General features: G+C 45.6%; 17 protein-coding genes. 7 read left to right on the plus strand and 10 right to left on the minus strand.

The window, feature by feature from the left end; translation table 11 throughout:
• Positions 1-29: 29 nt before the first annotated feature.
• Complete coding sequence (locus I2F54_RS11970; RefSeq protein ID WP_195501327.1) at positions 30-2,999, minus strand: PEP/pyruvate-binding domain-containing protein; 2,970 nt, start codon at positions 2,997-2,999, stop codon at positions 30-32.
• 289 nt (positions 3,000-3,288) lie between these two features.
• Between I2F54_RS11970 and gdhA the strand changes: the two genes are divergently transcribed.
• Both gdhA and I2F54_RS11980 read left to right on the plus strand, forming a co-directional pair.
• Positions 3,289-4,626: an NADP-specific glutamate dehydrogenase gene (gene gdhA, locus I2F54_RS11975; protein WP_009123247.1), complete on the plus strand. Its 1,338-nt coding sequence runs from the start codon at positions 3,289-3,291 to the stop codon at positions 4,624-4,626.
• Between the two features lie 150 nt (positions 4,627-4,776).
• Positions 4,777-5,940, plus strand: a complete 1,164-nt coding sequence (locus I2F54_RS11980) for a M24 family metallopeptidase (protein WP_195501328.1) — start codon at positions 4,777-4,779, stop codon at positions 5,938-5,940.
• A 206-nt stretch (positions 5,941-6,146) separates the two neighbouring features.
• Here the strand turns inward: I2F54_RS11980 and I2F54_RS11985 are convergent, their stop codons facing one another.
• Positions 6,147-7,145 carry a DUF3843 family protein gene (locus tag I2F54_RS11985; RefSeq protein WP_195501329.1) on the minus strand — a complete coding sequence of 333 codons (999 nt, stop codon included), beginning with the start codon at positions 7,143-7,145 and terminating at the stop codon, positions 6,147-6,149.
• Between the two features lie 39 nt (positions 7,146-7,184).
• Complete coding sequence (gene ruvA / locus I2F54_RS11990) at positions 7,185-7,787, minus strand: Holliday junction branch migration protein RuvA (RefSeq protein ID WP_195501330.1); 603 nt, start codon at positions 7,785-7,787, stop codon at positions 7,185-7,187.
• A 166-nt stretch (positions 7,788-7,953) separates the two neighbouring features.
• On the opposite strand from ruvA, the gene I2F54_RS11995 reads away from it, so the two are divergent.
• Entirely contained in the window at positions 7,954-8,853 is a 900-nt protein-coding gene (locus I2F54_RS11995) for a diaminopimelate dehydrogenase (protein ID WP_009123251.1), read from the plus strand.
• A 108-nt stretch (positions 8,854-8,961) separates the two neighbouring features.
• Here I2F54_RS11995 and rseP read toward each other — a convergent pair whose 3' ends face one another.
• The 7 genes from rseP to tsaB all read right to left on the minus strand — a co-directional run bounded on the left by rseP (position 8,962) and on the right by tsaB (position 15,898).
• Positions 8,962-10,302 carry an RIP metalloprotease RseP gene (gene rseP / locus I2F54_RS12000; RefSeq protein WP_195501331.1) on the minus strand — a complete coding sequence of 447 codons (1,341 nt, stop codon included), beginning with the start codon at positions 10,300-10,302 and terminating at the stop codon, positions 8,962-8,964.
• A gap of 30 nt (positions 10,303-10,332) precedes the next feature.
• Complete coding sequence (locus tag I2F54_RS12005) at positions 10,333-11,490, minus strand: 1-deoxy-D-xylulose-5-phosphate reductoisomerase (protein ID WP_022219005.1); 1,158 nt, start codon at positions 11,488-11,490, stop codon at positions 10,333-10,335.
• A 65-nt stretch (positions 11,491-11,555) separates the two neighbouring features.
• Positions 11,556-12,425, minus strand: a complete 870-nt coding sequence (locus I2F54_RS12010) for a M23 family metallopeptidase (RefSeq protein ID WP_087412684.1) — start codon at positions 12,423-12,425, stop codon at positions 11,556-11,558.
• A 49-nt stretch (positions 12,426-12,474) separates the two neighbouring features.
• A complete protein-coding gene (gene rimM, locus I2F54_RS12015; RefSeq protein WP_022219007.1) occupies positions 12,475-13,011 on the minus strand; it encodes a ribosome maturation factor RimM in 537 nt (178 codons plus the stop codon).
• 23 nt (positions 13,012-13,034) lie between these two features.
• On the minus strand, positions 13,035-14,339 hold the full coding sequence (gene murA, locus I2F54_RS12020) for a UDP-N-acetylglucosamine 1-carboxyvinyltransferase (protein WP_009123256.1): 1,305 nt from the start codon (positions 14,337-14,339) through the stop codon (positions 13,035-13,037).
• A 131-nt stretch (positions 14,340-14,470) separates the two neighbouring features.
• Complete coding sequence (locus I2F54_RS12025) at positions 14,471-15,091, minus strand: DUF4290 domain-containing protein (protein WP_022219008.1); 621 nt, start codon at positions 15,089-15,091, stop codon at positions 14,471-14,473.
• A 114-nt stretch (positions 15,092-15,205) separates the two neighbouring features.
• Positions 15,206-15,898 (minus strand): tRNA (adenosine(37)-N6)-threonylcarbamoyltransferase complex dimerization subunit type 1 TsaB, encoded by a 693-nt coding sequence (gene tsaB / locus I2F54_RS12030; RefSeq protein WP_022219009.1) that lies wholly within the window; start codon positions 15,896-15,898, stop codon positions 15,206-15,208.
• Positions 15,899-16,132: 234 nt separating this feature from the next.
• Between tsaB and I2F54_RS12035 the strand changes: the two genes are divergently transcribed.
• The 4 genes from I2F54_RS12035 (at position 16,133) to nadD (ending at position 18,474) form a co-directional block, all read left to right on the plus strand.
• Positions 16,133-17,011 (plus strand): YicC/YloC family endoribonuclease, encoded by an 879-nt coding sequence (locus I2F54_RS12035; protein WP_195501332.1) that lies wholly within the window; start codon positions 16,133-16,135, stop codon positions 17,009-17,011.
• Positions 17,012-17,083: 72 nt separating this feature from the next.
• Positions 17,084-17,647 carry a guanylate kinase gene (gene gmk / locus I2F54_RS12040; RefSeq protein ID WP_195501333.1) on the plus strand — a complete coding sequence of 188 codons (564 nt, stop codon included), beginning with the start codon at positions 17,084-17,086 and terminating at the stop codon, positions 17,645-17,647.
• Entirely contained in the window at positions 17,644-17,853 is a 210-nt protein-coding gene (locus I2F54_RS12045; RefSeq protein ID WP_022219011.1) for a hypothetical protein, read from the plus strand. Before gmk ends, I2F54_RS12045 begins: the two co-directional genes overlap by 4 nt.
• A gap of 54 nt (positions 17,854-17,907) precedes the next feature.
• On the plus strand, positions 17,908-18,474 hold the full coding sequence (gene nadD / locus I2F54_RS12050; RefSeq protein WP_009123263.1) for a nicotinate (nicotinamide) nucleotide adenylyltransferase: 567 nt from the start codon (positions 17,908-17,910) through the stop codon (positions 18,472-18,474).

Here is an 18,474-nt window from a genome sequence, read left to right on the forward strand (position 1 = left end):
CTTTTTAGCTTATTTTTAATTATAAAATGTTACGGTTCGGGTAGTAATACTATTCCTTGCTTTTTCTTTCCGTCCATCTTAGCTGTTATCGGATGTTCAAAGTGTACATGACGCAGGTATTTGGTCTCATGTACAGCAGGTTGCGCATTCAGAAAGTTTTGATTATATACACCGTCATTCATAAACGCGTTGATTGTGAAATAGCCGACACCGAAAGAAGTCAGGTTCTGAAAAAAGTGCGTTCCCTGGCTGGGATCGACACGATAGTTTGTCAGCCCGGCTTCTACAATAATACGTGCTGCACTGATATGAGGCCATTTTACAGGAATGCCGAGCCATGTATCGCTACTGCCCCAGCGGCCCGGGCCTATCAGGACGTAGTTCTTTCCTTCGTTCAAGAATTGCTGGTTCAGCTTTTCTATCTCCCAGGCTATTTCCTGATTGTGGGAAGCGCTGTAATCATCGGTTTTTACGTAAATTACATCCTGCAATTCATTCATTATTCCATGTCCTAATGAATTGTTGGAACGGAGCAATAGTTGTTCATCGGGAATGGCTGTAAGGTCTTCATCAAGCATTTCCTTACTATCGACAATCGGACGGATTTGTAACAGATAGAATGTGCCGGTCTTGTCTTTTTCCCGGCTCATGGTAGCTGCGAATTCGATTTCAACAGGGCGGCGCATTTCCTGCTGTCCGTATTTCAATGCCAATTGTAAGATACGGGGTAGTGGGAATACATCATGCTGCAAGATATTGGCAAAGGTGATCACTTTACGCCCACCCGGATATAAACCGTCACGGATTATCTGGTCGTAAGGGTCATAGGTGGAAGCTATATAATTGAGGGAACCGTCTTTCTCAGCCTCTTTAACATGTAATTTCAATAGGTTGAAACCGTCATCAATGGAGAAGTTATGACCGGCATTACGCAGGTCGAGCGCATAAAAACGCGTTTGGGTTTCTTTTAGTGCAATCTCCATCTCGCTGGTTTGCAAGACCTGGTTGGGGTGATAGGGAGAGAAGCGAAGTGTCATACCGCCGTCTACAATATATTTACCCAATCCGAGCGCCAGATTGACAATGCCCTCTTCCGCCTTTTCATCCCCGATAGGGTAGTAGTTGAGCGAGCGTGCTACACCTGACATGGATGGATAGTAACGGTCGCCATACTGATTACCAACTACCTCTTGCAGGATGACTGCCATTTTCTCCTGGTCGATAACGTTGCTTGTTGCTTGCATATAGGCTTTTGAATCGCGGAAATATACAGAAGCGTAAACTCCCTTGATGGCATCGCTGAGCATGCGGAGCATTTCATACTTGTCGTCCAGATAAGGAATCATATAAGTATTGTATATTCCGGCGAAAGGCTGGTAATGCGAATCTTCCAATAGCGAGGAAGAACGGATAGCGATAGGGGATTTTACTACATCAAAGAAAGTGAAAAAGTCCTCAACCAAGCGGTCGGGCAGTTTGGCTTTCAGGAAGTATCGTAAAATCAAATCATCATCCGCATCAGAGAGGGCTATTTGATACAGATTGTTGGTATCCATGAACTCGTCGAATACATCCGTACAAAGCACTACCGTTTTGGGTATAGCGACGCGGGCATTCTCAAATTCGTCGAATTCCGGATGGTGCTTCACCATATTGTCAATGAATGCCAAGCCACGTCCTTTACCACCCAATGAACCGTCGCCAATGCGGGCGAAGTTCGAGTAGCGGTCAAAGCGGTCACGCTTAAAGACAGCCACTACGCCCTGATTCTTCATCTTGCGATACTTTACGATTGCCTCGAAAATGATTTTACGGTGGGCATCTACATCCTGAAGACTGTTCCAGGTAATAGGTTTCAAGAACTCGCCAATGGGGAACATGGCACGCGAATAGAGCCAGCGGCTCACATGATTGCGGCTGATATGATAGAGGAACGACTCTGCCGGAACCGCAAAAAGGATGTTTTGGAGTTCTTTTAAGTTTTTGACGCGGGCAATCTCTTCCAGCGTATCGGGATTACGGAAGATGAAGTCGCCGAAACCGAAATTGTCCGATACGATACGTCGCAGGTCTACGTCCATCTTCTTGGAGTTTTTATCGATGAAAGACGCATCATATTTAGCTGCGTACGAAACGTTATCCGATTCGGAAGATTGTATAATCAACGGGACAAACGGATCTTCCTTTCGTATGGCGGCACATAACTTGATACCGGCAAGCGCGTCTTTTTCACCACGTTCTACACGGGGGAAGCGAACGTCTGTGATAACTCCCAGTATATTGTTTTTGTATTTTTCGTATATGCCGATTGCTTCATTATAGGTACGCGCAAGGACGATTTTAGGGCGTCCTCTCATGCGTAGCGTACGTTGGTGGGCATTCAGCGCTTCGGTAGAAAATTCCTGGCTCTGCTTCAATACGAATTTATAAAGATTGGGCAGGATAGAGGAGTAGAAGCGGATTCCGTCCTCTACCAGAAGAATAATCTGTACGCCCACTTCACTGACGTCATGCTCCAGATTCATTTTGTCCTCAATCAGTTTGATGATGGACACCAGTAAATCGGTATTTCCCAACCAGCAGAAGATATAATCGAACGAACTGAGGTCCTCGTTGGCAATACGTTTGGTAATGCCATGACTGAACGGCGTTAGAATTACCATGGGAATATGCTCGTATCGTCCTTTGATGGTTCGCGCTACGTCAAATCCCTCGTTATCTCCTGTTCCCGGCATACATATGATAAGGTCGTATGGCATGGACGATAGTTGGGCCAGCGCTTCCTCGCAAGTAGATACCTGTGTAAAGCGCGGCGGGTAACGCAGGGAGAGCGAGGTATATTCATTGAAGATTTTTTCGTCGATACGGCCATCGTCTTCCAGCATGAAAGCATCATAAGGGTTGGCGATTAAAAGCACATTGAAGATACGTCGTGTCATGAGGTTTGCAAACTGCGTATCTTTGAAATAGAGCTGATTTAGTTTAAACTTACTAAGCATGTTTTCTCATGGTTTATTAGTTCGGAGGACAAAAGTAGCAATTTAAATGAAGAATGAGGAATGAAGAATGAAGAATTACCTTTGCAAGACACTTGTACGGCGCTGTTCGATTCTGTTTTTGTTATTCTTTATAATTTATGAGATTTGACGTTTTATTATTATTTAATCAAAATATTGCCGTAGAGTTTAGGTGTTTTGAAAAGTTTTCCTATATTTGCAATGTTATTTATTGACATTTTGCTCGAATGATTATTGAATAACGAGGTAAGAACCTTTAAAACGTAATATTATGAATATCGAACGTATCATGTCCTCTTTGGAGGCAAAGCATCCCGGCGAGTCTGAATATCTTCAAGCCGTAAAGGAAGTACTTCTTTCTATCGAAGATATCTACAATCAGCATCCTGAGTTCGAGAAGGCAAAGATTATAGAACGATTGGTTGAACCTGACCGTATTTTTACTTTCCGCGTTACGTGGGTAGATGATAAAGGCGAGGTGCAGACGAACCTCGGTTATCGTGTACAGTTCAATAACGCCATCGGTCCGTACAAAGGCGGTATCCGTTTCCATGCTTCTGTAAATCTCTCTATTCTGAAATTCTTGGGATTTGAACAAACCTTCAAAAATGCGTTGACTACTCTGCCTATGGGCGGTGGTAAAGGTGGTTCCGATTTCTCTCCGCGCGGTAAGAGCGATGCGGAAGTGATGCGTTTCTGCCAGGCTTTCATGCTTGAATTATGGCGCCATCTTGGTCCGGATATGGATGTGCCTGCCGGTGATATCGGTGTGGGCGGCCGTGAAGTGGGCTATATGTTCGGTATGTATAAGAAGCTGACGCGTGAGTTTACGGGAACTTTCACCGGTAAAGGGTTGGAATTCGGCGGCTCATTGATACGTCCTGAAGCAACAGGATTTGGCGGATTGTATTTTGTACATCAGATGTTGGAAACCAAAGGTATCGATATTAAAGGTAAGACGGTTGCCATCTCCGGTTTCGGAAACGTGGCTTGGGGAGCAGCTACCAAAGCTACCCAGTTGGGGGCGAAAGTCATTACCATTTCAGGTCCCGACGGTTATATTTATGACCCGAACGGTATCAGTGGCGAAAAGATAGATTATATGTTGGAGCTTCGTGCATCGGGCAATGATATTGTAGCTCCGTATGCCGATGAATTCCCGGGTTCTACTTTTGTTCCGGGTAAACGTCCGTGGGAAGTGAAAGCCGATATCGCTTTGCCTTGCGCAACGCAGAATGAGCTGAATGGTGAAGACGCACAGCATCTGATTGATAATAAGGTGACTTGCGTAGGTGAAATCTCCAATATGGGATGTACGCCCGAAGCCATCGACCTATTTATCGAAAACAAGATTATGTATGCACCGGGTAAGGCTGTGAATGCGGGCGGTGTGGCTACCAGTGGTTTGGAAATGTCACAGAATGCTATGCATATCAGCTGGAGCGCTGCTGAAGTGGATGAAAAACTTCATGCCATTATGCACGGTATCCATACCCAGTGTGTGAAATACGGAACCGAACCTGACGGTTACATTAACTATGTGAAAGGCGCTAATATTGCCGGTTTCATGAAAGTAGCCCATGCCATGATGGGTCAGGGAATTATCTAAGGAAAAACTTTGTTTAGTTGTATTTGTATTTGTGGTTTGTGCTGCCCCGGCCTGCGAAGGTGTGGGCAGCATCTTTTTTAATGATGGGCGGTTAATGATTAATCACTATTTTTCTTACCTTTGCATTCCAGAATAATAAATAACAAAGAGATGTTACAACCTGAATTGAAATTAAGACGTGATAAGATACGTGCTCTCATGGTGCAGCAGGGCATTGATGCTGCTCTTATCACCTGCAATGTAAACTTAATCTATACGTACGGTCGCGTTGTCAGCGGATATTTATATTTGCCGTTGAATGCTCCTGCGCGTTTGTTCATAAAACGCCCTAATGATATCGAGGGCGAACATATCCATCCTATCCGTAAGCCGGAACAAATTACCGAATTGTTGAAGGAATGTGGTTTGCCTTTGCCTGCTAAGTTGATGCTGGAAGGTGATGAACTATCCTTTACGGAATATAATCGCTTGGCTGCCTGTTTTCCCGAAACAGAGGTTGTGCCTTGCGGTACCGCGTTGATTCGTCAGGCTCGAAGCGTAAAGACTCCGATAGAAATTGAAATGTTCCGCCGTTCCGGAGCTGCTCACACAAAGGCGTACGAACAGATTCCCTCGGTTTATCAGCCGGGAATGACCGATCGTCAGCTATCCATTGAAATAGAACGGTTGATGCGTTTGGAGGGATGTTTGGGGATATTCCGCGTATTCGGACAGAGTATGGAGATTTTTATGGGAAGTCTTTTGGCCGGTGACAATGCGGCGGTTCCCTCTCCGTATGATTTTGCATTGGGCGGTAAAGGACTCGATCCTTCCTTGCCGGGTGGTGTGAGTGGTACTCTCCTGCAAGCGGGACAGTGCTTTATGGTAGATATGGGTGGAAATTTCTATGGCTATATGGGTGATATGAGCCGTGTATTTTCCATAGGCAGGTTGCCGGAACAGGCATATACCGCGCATCAGACGTGTATAGAAATACAAGAGGAGATTGCGGCGATGGCAAAACCGGGAACTGTTTGTGAAGATATGTACAACAAAGCTATTGAAATAGTAACGAAAGCCGGTTTTGCGGATTACTTTATGGGAGTAGACCAAAAAGCGAAATTCATAGGTCATGGCATTGGTCTGGAAATAAATGAAATGCCCGTACTGGCGCCCCGTATGAAGCAGGAGTTGGAGCCGGGTATGGTCTTTGCTCTGGAACCCAAAATCGTTTTGCCCGGTATAGGTCCTGTCGGAATTGAAAACTCATGGGCTGTAACAACCGATGGTTTGGAGAAACTGACTTTGTGCAAAGAGGAAATCATAGAATTATGATAAACAATAAGCGGTTAGCGATTAGTGATAAGTGATTAGCTGGCAATTATGCCGTATGGCAATCACTTATCACTAATCGCTAACCGCTTATCACTCACTTCACCCTTCTGTTCAATTGGTTATTAGCCTTAGATGGTTTTGATTTACCGATTCTCTTTCCTGTAGGTTTGGCTTTATTGTTCCGATTGGGGTGCGATTGTGTGTTTTTACTCACCTTCATAATATTCACATAGATAATAACGGGCGATAAAGTCCCAATTTTTCTGTAATACTTCTTTGCCGTTGGTAAATGGAAGCTGCACGTCGGGTAATATTCCTTTGAGCATACCGTACTTTATTAAGTCGAACGGGCAGGTTCCCGGACGGCAAAAGAGTTTGTAGCCTTCGGCAGCAGCGCGTTCGGCATTATACATCGGGTTGTGCCCTTCACAAAAATAGGCGGCTACATTATGGGCTATTAGCATGCCTTTGGCATTGGCGTATATTACGAATTCTTTCTTATACTCTAAGTCGGGGAGTAGAGCGGAAGGAGTATCTTCCCATCTCAGGACTTCAACAAAGAATTTGCAGAGTTCTTTATAGGTAGCAAAGTATAGTAAAGATTTGCCACCGCTGTATTCCAGGCAATGTTCAACATCCTTGCTCAATTTTGTTTCAGGAGTGATTTCCGGAAGAGGAGTGGAAGGCATATCTAACAAATCCGGTCCCATTACCCATAAAAATGAAGAGGGTTCTTCGTTGATAGGCGCTTCTTCAAATTCTTCATCCATCAGTTTATAAACTTCTTGAGCCAAATCCAGCAAGTCCTTATCATACGGATCTTGCAATGTGTATTCATCCGGTCCATAGAGTGCGAAGTGGGATTTTAATGTCCACAGTACAAATGCAATATCTTCCGGATTGATTTCATCGGGGATGTAGCTGTCGGATAACCGATAGAAAGGAAGATACGTATTATACAGCGCATAATATGATTCGGTGAATGTTTTCCAACCGCCGGTCTGGGCAATTACATCTTGAAAATACATACAGAGCGAGACCGTGGCGTCTTTTTGCACATAGTAGTTTTCCTTGAACAGAGGAGATTGTTGTACTAGCGGGAAGATACTCGCTGCAAATTTGAGATACCATTGGTCGCCGGGTAGCACACGCGTGCGCTCATTGGCGCCCAACCATTGTTTCATGGGAATAGGAACTGGCTTCATTGTTTGTTTGCTTTTAATGTGTGAATAATATGTATGGGGTTATAATCTTTTCAGAGCCAGTTTGATAACCTGTTCTACCGGTGCATTGGCATCTTCCTTTAGGATGGCCATTACTACTTTTTGCGAAGGAGCTTGTGCGAATCCCAACATTGTGAGGGCGGCCACAGCTTCTTCTTGTACTTGCGCATTGGCGGCAGTAAAGGCTGGACCGGTTATATCGGCCGCTCCGGAAACCATTCCACCGGTTTTTATTTTGTCTTTTAAGTCAACTATCACACGCTGGGCTGTTTTTAAACCGATTCCTTTCACCGTTTTCAGCAGATTGGCATTCTCCGTGCTGATAACATTTATCAACTCGGAGGGGGATAAGGCTGAAAGAATCATACGGGCCGTATTGCCACCGATACCTGATACGGAAATCAACAGCAGAAACAACTCACGTTCTTGCTTGTCTGCAAAACCATAAAGGATATATGCATCTTCACGGATAGCTTCATAAATATATAGTTTGCAGCTTTTTTTTCCTTGTATGGCGGCATATGTGTTCAAGGAGATATTTGCGGCATACCCCAAACCGTTACAGTCTATAATTACGCTTGCCGGACTCAACTCGGCAATTTCACCTTTAATGTATTCTATCATATAATTATTATTCCTATTCTGCGAATGTAGGAATTATTATTGACTTTTAGTCTCTAAAAAAAGAAAAACTCTGTGAAACTTGAACTCTTCTATACTAAGATATAAATGAAAATGCTTACTTTTGCGCTCATAAAATAGAAAGTTGATAACTAAAATCGATAAAAAGATGAAAAAAGTAAGAGCAGCCATCGTTGGTTATGGCAATATCGGACATTTTGTACTTGAGGCATTACAAGCGGCTCCTGATTTTGAAATAGCCGGAGTAGTACGTCGTGCGGGGGCGGAGAACCGTCCTGCGGAATTGAGTGAGTATTCCGTTGTGAAAGATATTAAAGAGCTGAAGGATGTGGATGTGGCCATCCTTTGTACTCCTACACGTAGCGTTGAGAAATATGCTAAAGAGATATTGGCGCTTGGAATTCACACGGTAGACAGTTTCGATATTCATACCGGCATTCCGGCATTACGTCGTACCCTGGATACTGAAGCGAAAGCTCATAACACTGTTTCTATTATTTCTGCGGGTTGGGATCCGGGAAGCGATTCCGTTGTACGCACCTTGCTGGAAGCTATTGCGCCGAAGGGAATTACTTATACCAACTTCGGTCCGGGTATGAGTATGGGACATACGGTGGCGGTAAAAGCCATCGAAGGTGTAAAAGCTGCCCTCTCAATGACTATTCCTACCGGTACGGGTATACATCGCCGTATGGTCTACATCGAGCTGAACGACGGTTACGAATTTGAGAAAGTAGCTGCCGCTATCAAGGCCGATCCGTATTTTGTAAATGATGAGACGCATGTGAAACTTGTTCCGAGCGTAGACGCGTTGCTCGATATGGGACATGGTGTAAACCTGACCCGTAAAGGCGTTTCAGGAAAAACGCAGAACCAGTTGTTCGAATTCAATATGCGTATCAATAATCCTGCGCTTACCGCGCAAGTGCTGGTATGTGTGGCGCGTGCCGCAATGCGTCAGCAACCGGGTTGCTATACCATGGTTGAGATTCCGGTTATCGACCTTCTGCCGGGCGACCGCGAGGAGTGGATTGCACACTTGGTATAAGAATATAAAAAAACAGATGATGCGTTTATATGAAATGCACCATCTGTCAGTACTGAACACATCATCTGTTTGACCATAACAGACGATGTGTTTTTTTGTATCTTGTTATCAGAAGAAGAACCGGAGTATATCGTTAAAGTTTGCCCAGATTAGCAGGCCGAATAACAGGAACATTCCCACCATTTGTGCACGCTCCATAAACTTATCGCTGGGTTTGCGACGTGCTACAATCTCGTAGATGAGGAACAAAACATGTCCGCCATCCAATGCTGGAATGGGCAGAATGTTCATGAAAGCGAGTATAATCGAAAGGAATGCCGTCATGTACCAGAACTGATACCAGTCCCATGTTGCAGGGAATATACTGCCGATTGTTCCGAAACCGCCAAGTTGCTTGGCGCCCTCTTTAGAGAAAAGATACTTCATCTGGCTGACATAACCTTTCAGCGTATTTACCCCCAGAGTAACTCCGGCAGGAATAGACGCGAAGAAACTATATTCTTTCTTGACAACAGGCAGCAGCTTGTTTGTCTGCAGGGATGCGGCGATGCCGATTTGATATAAAGAATCTGCGGTCAGCGTTACGGTATCCGCTACTCCGGCTCTGACGTAAGTCAGGGTGAGGAGACGGCTGGTACTGTCGTCAGCCGCTTTTTGCCGGTTCTGCATTTCTTCTTTAAAGTCGAAGTAAGCAATATTGCGTCCGTCCAATTGCGTGATACTGTCGCCCGGTTGTAATCCGGCAAGTGCGGCAGGCTGTCCCGGCATAATACTGTCAATGACAAACGGGTAGCGGAATGAAGCGAAGCGAACACTGTCGGCAAGCAGGCGTTCCATCATATCTTCGGGAATGTATACGGATGCTTCCTGTCCGTCACGCAATACGGTAACCTGACGTGCATCGACGATGCTTGTCAGCATATCGCCTCCATAGCGTTCAAAAGGAACGCCGTCGGCGGAAACTAATATATCACCGTCACGGAAACCGATCGCTTTAGCCGTTTCGTTGAAGTCCATACCCAGCGGAGCTTTCTGCAAAGGTACATATTCGTCTCCCCAGGTGAAGAGTATCATGGAGTAGATGAACAACGCCAGCAGGAAATTGAACAATACACCGCCTACCATAATCAGCAGACGTTGCCATGCCGGTTTGGCACGGAATTCCCACGGTTGTACAGGCTGTTTCATCTGTTCGGTATCCATGGATTCGTCTATCATACCTGCGATTTTGACATACCCGCCTAAAGGTAACCAACCGATGCCGTATTCTGTTTCACTGTTTTTCGGTTTAAACTTGAACAGAGTGAACCACGGGTCAAAGAATAAACAAAATTTTTCCACTCGTGTCTTAAATAAGCGGGCGAAGAGGAAGTGCCCGCCTTCATGGATTATTACGAGCAATGAAAGGCTCATTATAAGTTGCAGGGCACGGATCAAGAATGTTTCCATCTAATTATTTACTATTTTATTATTTACAATTTAATTTTTAACTATCAGTTCTTTGGCTATTCGTCTGGCTTCTGCGTCAGTTGCTACATAGTCTTCGTAAGTAGGTTTCTGTATAAAAGAGACGCGTGCCATTGTCTTCTCAATGACATCGCTCATGCCGAGGAACGATATTTCGTCCCGTAAGAAAGCGGCTACTACCACTTCATTGGCGGCATTGACGATACATGGCATATTTCCCGCGCGATGCAAGGCTTCGTATGCCAGCGCCAGATTACGGAAACGTTTCGTATCCGGTTGCTCGAATGTCAGGTCTGTACATAGCTTGAAGTCCAGTCGGGGGAAAGACGCTTTCAGGCGTTCCGGATAAGAGAATGCGTATTGAATGGGCAATCGCATATCCGGCATTCCCAACTGTGCTTTTACCGCTCCGTCCTCAAACTGTACCATCGAGTGAATGACGGATTGCGGATGTACCACTACTTCTATCTGGTCGGGGCGTACGCCGAACAGCCATTTTGCTTCAATCACTTCAAAGCCTTTGTTCATCATGGAAGCAGAGTCTATTGTGATTTTGGCTCCCATATCCCAATTGGGGTGTTTCAAAGCCTGTGCTTTGGTTACGGTGGCAAGCTGTTCCATTGTACAAGTGCGGAACGGACCGCCGGAGGCTGTCAGTATAACTTTCTCGATGGGATTGCCTACCTCTCCGGCTAAACACTGGAATACGGCGGAATGTTCGGAATCCACCGGTAGGATAGGAGTGCCGCTGAAACGCGCCAAGTCATTGATGAGTTCGCCTGCTACGACTAATGTTTCCTTGTTGGCGAGGGCTATCACTTTGCGCGCGCGAATGGCGTTCATGGTCGGCTTCAGTCCGGCATAGCCCACCATGGCGGTCAGTACCATGTCGATAGGAGCTTCCGCTACAATTTGGCATAAAGCTTCTTCACCGGCATACACTTTAATCGGCAGGTCGGCAAGCGCGTCTTTCAGTTGTTGATATTTCGTTTCGTTTGCTATTACCACTGCTTCGGGCTTGAACTTGCGAGCCTGGGCAATCAGATCATCTACCCGGTTATTAGCAGTCAGTACATAGGCTTCGTATTGGTCGGGATGTTCCTCTATGACCTGTAATGCCTGTGTACCGATAGAACCGGTAGAGCCAAGTATGGCAATTTGTTTCTTCATCAGCTTTATGATTTCAGATTTATAAATTATACCTTATATCTTACTTTATATTTTATTTCTCATTCTCAAAATACAATATAAAGTTCCGGATTCACCGCCCTTCCTTTGTGCCACAACTCGAAGTGCAGATGCGGTCCGGTTGTCAGTTGTCCGGTATTTCCTACCAGAGCAATGGCTTCTCCGCCTTTTACGGTATCGCCTTCACGTTTCAACAGAGAACCGCAATGCTTGTAGACGGATACAAAATCCTGATTATGCTGTACTTCTATCAAATAACCGGTTTCGGCCGTGTAGGTGCTCAGAATGACCGTTCCGTCCAGAGTAGCCAATACGCTTTCTCCCGGATTGGCGGCTATATCCGTTCCGAAGTGTTTCTTTTCGGCATTGAAGGGAGATGAAATCATACCGCGGGTGGGGCGGTAGAATATCAGTCCGTCTACTTCGGGGCGTGAGGTGATACTTGTCAGGTTGTATTTTTCCGTTTCTTCGTACTGTTTACGGAATTCAGCCTCGCGTTGCGTACGTTCCATGAGTGAATCTTCCCGTACAGTCGTCAGCGAGTCAATGGAATGAACCGTATCGGCTTTTATTCTACCCTGGAAAATATCCTGAATATTCATTATGTACAGGTTTTGCCTGTCCACCAGTTGCTGGAGTGAATCCACACGCAGGGCGTTCTCTACGACCTGTGCGCGAATTTCACTGTTCATATATCCGGGCAGGTAATTGCGCAACGGAGTGAAAGCGACAATCAGAGAGGCGATAAGAAAGAGTACCGTCAGTACGGAAAGCAGTACGGAGATTCCGTTCAGTTTGGACACACGTAATGTGACAATATCCTCGAGGGTATTCTCGTTCGTAATGGTCAGCCTGTATTTGAACTTGATATTACTCCAGAAGGCTTTTCTTCTTTTTTTCTTCTTATTCGCTGTCACTTATAAACTTTTCTATTTATACTTTGAACCTTACACTTTACTGCCTTATTTACACCTCTTCCGTATCGTCCAAAGCGAGTAATCCTTCCGGTAAGTCTACCGTAATAACCTTATGCTTTTGGTCGATGTCCATAATAAAATCTTCCTGTGCCGGAATCAGCAATTCTTCTCCTTTATAATCTACCACGAACAGAGTGTTGATGGTAGAAGTATCTACATCCGTTACTTCACCCAGTTTGCCGTGATGCGCTTCTTCCATACGGAAACCTACGAAGAAATCCCAACTGAGTTCTCCCGGTCCGGCTTCTTCGGCATGTTTCACTGGAAAATAAACCTCAATGTTGGTAAACATCCGTGCGCGTTCCGCCGTATCTACTCCTTCGAGTTTGACGAGAGCCGTGGTGTCTGAGCGAAAACGGTATTCTTCGATAAAGAACGGAACGAATATCCCGTCCAGCAAGCAAATGAGATATTCAGCCTCTACACGGTCGAAAATATCATCCGTAAAGGTGAATGACAATTCTCCGTGAATGCCGTGAGGTTTGTTGAATATACCTATTTTATATACTTCTTCTTTTCGTATCATCTCGTTTTATCGCCTTATCACGTTTATATTCTCGTTATTCTCGCTCCGAGCGCATTCAGCCGTCCTTCTATGTTCTGATACCCCCGGTCTATCTGCTCGATGTTATGAATACGGCTGATACCGTCGGCGCTCATGGCGGCTATCAGCAAAGCGATGCCGGCACGGATATCCGGTGACGTCATATTACCGCCACGCAGTTTGAAGCCGTGATTATGTCCGATTACTACGGCACGGTGCGGGTCGCACAGAATGATTTGCGCTCCCATATCTATCAGTTTATCCACAAAGAAGAGGCGGCTCTCAAACATTTTCTGATGAATCAGCACACTGCCTTTTGCCTGTGTGGCGACTACCAGTAATACGCTCAGCAAGTCCGGTGTCAGGCCGGGCCAGGGAGCGTCGGCTATTGTCATGATAGAACCGTCGATAAAGGATTCTATCTGATAGGTGTCCTGTGCAGGTACATGGATATCATCACCCCGTTGTTCCATTTTGATGCCCAAACGCCGGAAACTGTCGGGGATGATACCTAAGTTTTCGTGCGAAACGTTCTTGATGGTTAGCTCGCTTTTCGTCATGGCCGCCATACCGATGAAGCTTCCTACTTCAATCATGTCCGGAAGAATGGTATGGTCTGTTCCATGCAGTTCGTCTACCCCCTCGATGGTGAGCAGATTGGAAGCGATGCCTTCTATTTTTGCGCCCATACGGTTCAGCATCCGGCATAGCTGTTGTATGTAAGGCTCGCAGGCGGCATTGTAAATGGTTGTTTTACCTTTCGCCAGTACAGCCGTCATTACGATATTGGCGGTTCCCGTTACAGATGCTTCGTCCAGCAACATATAGCTTCCCTGCAACTGCCGGGCGGATATTTCGTAGACTTCCCGCCTTTCGTTGTAAACAAAGTCGGCTCCTAAATTTCGTATACCGATGAAATGTGTATCCAAACGGCGGCGTCCTATCTTGTCTCCGCCCGGTTTGGAAATCATAGCTTTGCCAAAGCGCGCCACCATTGGTCCTACGAGCATAACCGAACCGCGCAGGCTGGAGCATCTTTTCAGGAACTCGTCGCTCTCCAAATAGGCAAAATCAACATTGGCCGCTTGAAAGCTGTATGTATCGATGCCTTTTTTCGATACGTTCACTCCCATATCCCGCATCAGCTGAATCAGGTTATTCACGTCCAGAATATCCGGTATGTTGTGCACTGTCACCTCTTCGGCAGTGAGCAGCGTGGCGCAGATAATCTGCAACACCTCGTTCTTCGCTCCTTGAGGATAAATGTCACCGGAAAGGCTGTGTCCGCCTTCTATTACAAATGAGGCCATGGAAGTAGTGGTTAGTGATTAGCGGTTAGTGATTAGTGATTAGTGATTAGTGATTAGTGGCGGAATGGTGATGTCGTATGGCGTTAAACGCTAATCGCTAATCACTAATCACTAACCACTAATCGCTTTATTTAGTATTTTCTTTTATTATTTCTATTGTTATTCCTGTTGTTCTGATTATTCATTTTCGGACGATAATTCTGCTCGATCCGTTCAGACATAAGGCGGAGAAGGCTATCGGTCATTTGCAGTTTGCCGTCGGACAGTTCTGCAAGGTCGTCCGCTATTTTGCGGTCGTCGATAGTATCCTTATTCCAGGACATATAGTCTTTCTTCATGTGGTTGCATATCAGTGCAACGAGATTTTGTTTCTCGTCTCCTTCGGGGAAGTCGATGGCTTTCTTAATCAGTACTTCCAAAGTACGGCCGTAGTGGCGGTAACGTATTTTGGTACTGGGATAAGGGACTGTTTCCGGTTTGGTTTTCAAATTATCTTTGCGGATAATTTCGTATGGATAATCAATGTCCAGCTTGAAGTCGGACATGATGGCAAGATGGTCCCAAAGTTTATGCTTGAAATCGGGTACATCACGCAAGTGGGGAAACATATTTCCCATGATGTTGATAATCGTGTTTGCACAACGTTGACGTTCGGAGCGGTCTTCGATTGTCAATGCATGGTCTACCATGTTTTGGATACTGCGTCCGTATTCGGGCAAAGGCATCCGTTTTTGTTGAGTATTATATTGCATAATCTTTTAGTAATTAACGATTGATGATTAGTGATTAATGATTAGTGTTTAGCGATTAGTAGGCTGCGCTATTATGCCGCATGGCATTAATCACTAATCACTAAACACTCATCACTAAATAAGTTTTTTCGGTTGGCTCGCTACGAACTCCTTCAAATAGAACGGTTCGAAGTAGGCGACGTCTTTAAAATCTTCTTCGGCTATTGCCTTTTCCGCCAGTGGAAACATCATGCTTGCCAGTGGACGGATGCCGTCGATGAAATGCGCATTGGGATGGACTATCTTTTCTTTGCATTTGGCCGCACCGTCACCGAAGAAGTAGACGGGGGACTTATCCAAGAACTCCCGGTATGAGTTTTCATCTACAATGTCCGCTGCTATGTCACGTACGGGTTTCAGTGCGCGGTCGTACACGGCGGCGTACACTTCCATGCGCCGGGCGTCAATCATAGGGCACAGCAATGCATCTTCCGGTAAATCGTCGTGATAAAGCAACACCGGCACGCATTGCACCTTCAGGGTAGGAAGGCCGATGAGAGGCAGGTTCCGGCCGTAACAAACGCCTTTCGCCATGGATACACCGATGCGTAATCCTGTGTACGAACCGGGGCCGCAACTTACGGCAACGGCATCCAGCGGCATGGCATGGCTGTCGGCAAACGACAACGCCTCGTCCACGAACACTCCCAATGATACTGCGTGTGAAGGACCGTTCAGGTCTTCTTTTTTGAAAACGTTCTGCCCGTCTTCGCTCACAGCTACGGAGCAGGCTGAAGTGGACGTTTCAATGTGCAAGATACATGACATAACTTCTATTCTGAATTTTATTGTGGCAAATTTACGTGATTTGTTTCGATTACACAAGTTGTTTGTAGGAAAGCTTGGTTTGACATTTGCTCAAAGAATTCTCAATGAATGCAATAAATAATCATTGAGAATAGCTATCTTTGTCGGATATTTTGGAGAAGAGTTACGGGCGAGAGAGATTTACGCGGATTGTAACTCTTTGATAATTAGCTAAGAAAATAAAATTATACTGTTATGATACAATCTATGACAGGCTATGGCAAAGCAACTGCCGAATTGCCCGATAAGAAAATCAATGTTGAAATTAAGTCGCTCAACAGCAAAGCTATGGATTTGTCTGCGCGTATCGCTCCGCTTTACAGGGAAAAGGAAATGGAAATCCGCAATGAAATATCCAGGATGCTGGAACGCGGCAAAGTCGATTTCAGCCTTTGGATTGAAAAGAAAGATGCGGAACAACTGGCCACTCCTATCAACCAGGAGTTGGTAGAGGCGTACTATAAGCGGATTAAGGAGATTTCCGCGTCTGCCGGTATCCCCGAACCTGCCGATTGGTTTGCTACACTGCTTCGTATGCCGGACGTAATGACGAAGAATGAAACGCAGGAATTGAGTGACAAGGAGTGGGCGGTGGCTCACGTAGCGGTAGAAGAGGCTATCGGGCATCTGATAGATTTCCGCAAGCAGGAAGGCGCGGCGTTGGAGAAGAAGTTCCGTGAGAAAATCGGAAATATAGCCCGGTTGCTTGAGTCGGTCGCCCCGTACGAGCAGGAACGGGTAGGAAAGGTCAAAGACCGTATCACGGATGCCCTTGAAAAGACATTGAGCGTAGATTATGATAAGAACCGTTTGGAACAGGAACTTATCTACTATATTGAGAAACTTGATGTCAATGAAGAGAAGCAACGTCTTTCCAATCATCTGAAATACTTTATCAGCACGCTCGAGAGCGGCAGCGGACAAGGCAAGAAGTTAGGCTTTATCGCGCAGGAGATGGGACGCGAAATCAATACTTTGGGCAGTAAATCCAATCACGCTGAAATGCAGAAGATTGTAGTGCAGATGAAAGATGAGTTGGAGCAGATTAAGGAACAAGTCCTGAATGTGATGTAAGGAACAAGTCCCGAATATTCATGCAGCGTATTAAATAGTAAATTGTCAATCGTCAAATAGCAAATACCATAGATGGGTAAACTGATTATATTTTCCGCCCCCTCCGGTTCGGGCAAGTCCACAATTATCAACTATCTGCTGACGCAGAACCTGAACCTGGCTTTTTCTATCTCCGCAACCAGCCGTCCGCCACGCGGCGCCGAACGGAATGGTGTGGAATATTTCTTCCTCACTCCCGAAGAGTTCCGGAGCCGCATCGCCAATGATGAATTTCTGGAATACGAAGAAGTGTATCAGGACCGCTTTTACGGAACGCTGAAAGCGCAGGTGGAAAAGCAGTTGGCGGCCGGACAGAATGTTGTATTCGACGTAGATGTAGTGGGCGGTTGTAATATCAAGAAATTCTACGGAGAGCGTGCCTTGTCCGTTTTTATCCAGCCGCCTTCGGTGGAAGAACTGCGGAAGCGTTTGGTAGGCCGCGGCACGGATGCTCCCGAAGTAATCGAGAGCCGTGTGGCGAAAGCCGAATACGAACTGGGTTTCGCGCTGAAGTTCGATACGGTGATTGTGAACGATGATTTGGAGACGGCTAAAGCGGAAGCTTTAAAAGTAATAACTCAATTCTTGAACCGATGAAGCGGACAAAAATCAAAAAGCTATCGCCGAGAGCCAATAAGCTCCTGTTAGTCCTGAATATCGTTCTGTTTCTGGGAGCTATTGTTTTGGCTATATTGAATGTCGACCTGAAGGAGTACACTCCGGCCGCAGCCATGCTTATCGTGATGTTCATAAGCGGCGTAAATATTTACGGCTGTTGGAAGCGTCTGAAAGGAGAACTTTGACAGCATAGTCTCCGGCATTTTTTAATTCTCAATTCTTAATTTTTAATTTACCAAGTGAATATAGGTATTTTCAGCGGTTCGTTCAATCCGGTACATATCGGACATCTGGCTCTTGCCAATTATCTTTGTGAATACGAAGGGTTGGACGAGGTTTGGTTTATGGTGACTCCGCATAATCCGCTGAAAGAAGAAGTTTCTCTGATGAGCGATGAGCTTCGCCTGAAGCTGGTGCGGCTTGCCATCGAGGGGTATCCCAAGTTCCGGGCTTCCGATTTCGAGTTTCATCTGCCGCGCCCGTCTTATACCGTCCATACGCTTGATAAATTGAAACAGGCTTACCCGCAGGATACTTTTCACCTTATCATAGGTTCTGATAACTGGGCGCTCTTTTCCCGCTGGTATCAGTCGGAGCGTATTCTTGCGGAAAACTTTATTCTTATTTATCCCCGTCCCGGTTATGCGGTGGACGGGAATACTTTACCTCAAAATGTAAAACTGGCCTCTTCGCCCACATTCGAAATAAGTTCTACTTTTATCCGCCAGGCGATGGAAGAGGGCAGGGACGTGCGCTATTTCCTGCATCCGGCTGTCTATGAAGCGTTGAGACAAACTAATCTGTAA

It is taken from the genome of Bacteroides clarus, assembly GCF_015555825.1.
Taxonomy (GTDB): Bacteria; Bacteroidota; Bacteroidia; order Bacteroidales; family Bacteroidaceae; genus Bacteroides; species Bacteroides clarus.